2 protein-coding genes are annotated in these 1,641 nt (G+C 71.2%); one reads left to right on the forward strand and one right to left on the reverse strand.

All coding sequences use genetic code 11. The annotated features are described in order from the left end of the window. Nucleotides 1-209 precede the first annotated feature (209 nt). Complete coding sequence (locus NUV38_RS00380) at nucleotides 210-935, reverse strand: hypothetical protein (RefSeq protein WP_257727235.1); 726 nt, start codon at nucleotides 933-935, stop codon at nucleotides 210-212. A 195-nt stretch (nucleotides 936-1,130) separates the two neighbouring features. Between NUV38_RS00380 and NUV38_RS00385 the strand changes: the two genes are divergently transcribed. After that, nucleotides 1,131-1,556 carry an organic hydroperoxide resistance protein gene (locus NUV38_RS00385; protein ID WP_257727236.1) on the forward strand — a complete coding sequence of 142 codons (426 nt, stop codon included), beginning with the start codon at nucleotides 1,131-1,133 and terminating at the stop codon, nucleotides 1,554-1,556. Nucleotides 1,557-1,641 lie beyond the last annotated feature (85 nt).

Consider the following 1,641-nt stretch of genomic DNA (forward strand, 5'->3'; position numbering starts at 1 on the left):
GGACGTGGCTACTCGACCAGCGGGTGGTGGGGCTGATCGTTCCTCGCGGGACGTGGCTACTCGACCAGCGGGTGGTGGGGCTGATCGTTCCTCGCGGGACGTGGCCACTCGACCAGTCTGGTCGGTGAGGACCGCTCCATCGGTGGTCGAGTAGCGGTCGCCCGCGAGGGACGAGCGTGGCGATCGCGTATCGAGACCACGCGCGGCGGTCAGGCGCCGAGGCGGGAGCGGACCTGCTCGAGCACGCGCGGTGGGAACTCGTGGGTGCGGCGGCAGCGCTCCACCAGGTACAGGATCTTGTTGAGGCGTGGGCCGGGGAGCTCCACGCCGCGGGCCTCCAGGGCCGGACGGAGCACGTTGCGGTCGAAGGCCCCGTCGCTGCGCTCGGGCTCGTCGCGCCACCGCGCGAACGCCTCCTTCAGCTGGGCGTGCGAGACGACCCCGTTGTCGGGCGAGATGGCCACGGCGATCGCCGCCACGAGCCAGGCGTCGTCGTGCTGCAGGGCGTCGACGTCGAGCTGCACGGTGCCGGTGCCCGACGGGCGGAGCGTCGGGGGATCGAAGTCGACCACCAGCTCCAGGGTCTGGTCGGGGAAGCGCAGCGAGATGCGCGTGCCGGGGGCGGTGAGTGACATCCGCTGGCCGGGCACCGGCGTCGACGCGTCGCCGTCGGGGGTGACCACCTCCATGACGACGCCGTTCGCGCGCTGGCCGCGATGGAGCACCGGATGGCCGGGCCCGGACTGCACCACCACGGCGGGGTCGCTCAGGTAGGGGAGTCGGACGAGCACGTACGCCGACCCGCCGATCTCCTCGACCGCCACCGGTCGCTGCTCCGGCAGCGTCATGCGTCGGGCGAGGACCAGCTTGCCGCCGGGCTCCACGACCGTGCTGCCGCCGACGTCGGGGCCGACGGACCAGGCGATGCGCAGCACGGGACGTCCTTCGCTGGGTTGGTGGGGCTGGGGATTGGAGGGGCGCGGTGGGTGAGGTGGGGGAGGTCGGTCGAGGACGATCATGCCAAACCCGCCACACCACTCGGAAGGACCAAAGCATTGTGCACGATGTAATCGTGTGCAATGATCGAAGGGCGCGAGACAGCGCCACACCCCACGACTTCAGGAGGACGCATGGACGCGATCTACACGGCAGAGGCACTCGCCACCGGCGGAGGACGCGACGGCGGCCACGTCGTCAGCTCCGACGGCCAGCTCGACGTGCGCACCGCGCTGCCGAAGGCCATGGGCGGCAACGGCGAGGGCACGAACCCCGAGCAGCTGTTCGCCTCGGGCTATGCGGCCTGCTTCCACAGCGCCCTGCAGATGGTGGCCCGCCAGGCCAAGGCCGACGTCACCGACTCCAGCGTCGGCGCGAAGGTCGACATCGGCCCGAACGGCCAGGGTGGCTTCGAGCTCGCGGTGACCCTCGAGGTCGTCGTGCCCGCGCTCTCGCACGACGAGGCCCAGAAGCTGGCCGACCAGGCCCACCAGGTGTGCCCGTACTCCAACGCCACGCGCGGCAACATCGCCGTCACCGTCGTCGTCACCGACGACTGAGAGCCCGCAGGCCGCACCTGTGCCGGGTGCGTCCTGCCTTGGGAGGAGCCGCGGTGGAACATTTTCCACCGCGGCTCGACTACAT

The organism is Aeromicrobium sp. 50.2.37, from assembly GCF_024655735.1.
In the GTDB taxonomy this organism is placed as follows: domain Bacteria; phylum Actinomycetota; class Actinomycetes; order Propionibacteriales; family Nocardioidaceae; genus Aeromicrobium.

Bases quoted from the DNA above. Each gene is read 5' to 3' on its own strand.
- NUV38_RS00385 (WP_257727236.1), top strand. From the start codon at position 1,131: ATGGACGCGATCTACACGGCAGAGGCACTCGCCACCGGCGGAGGACGC.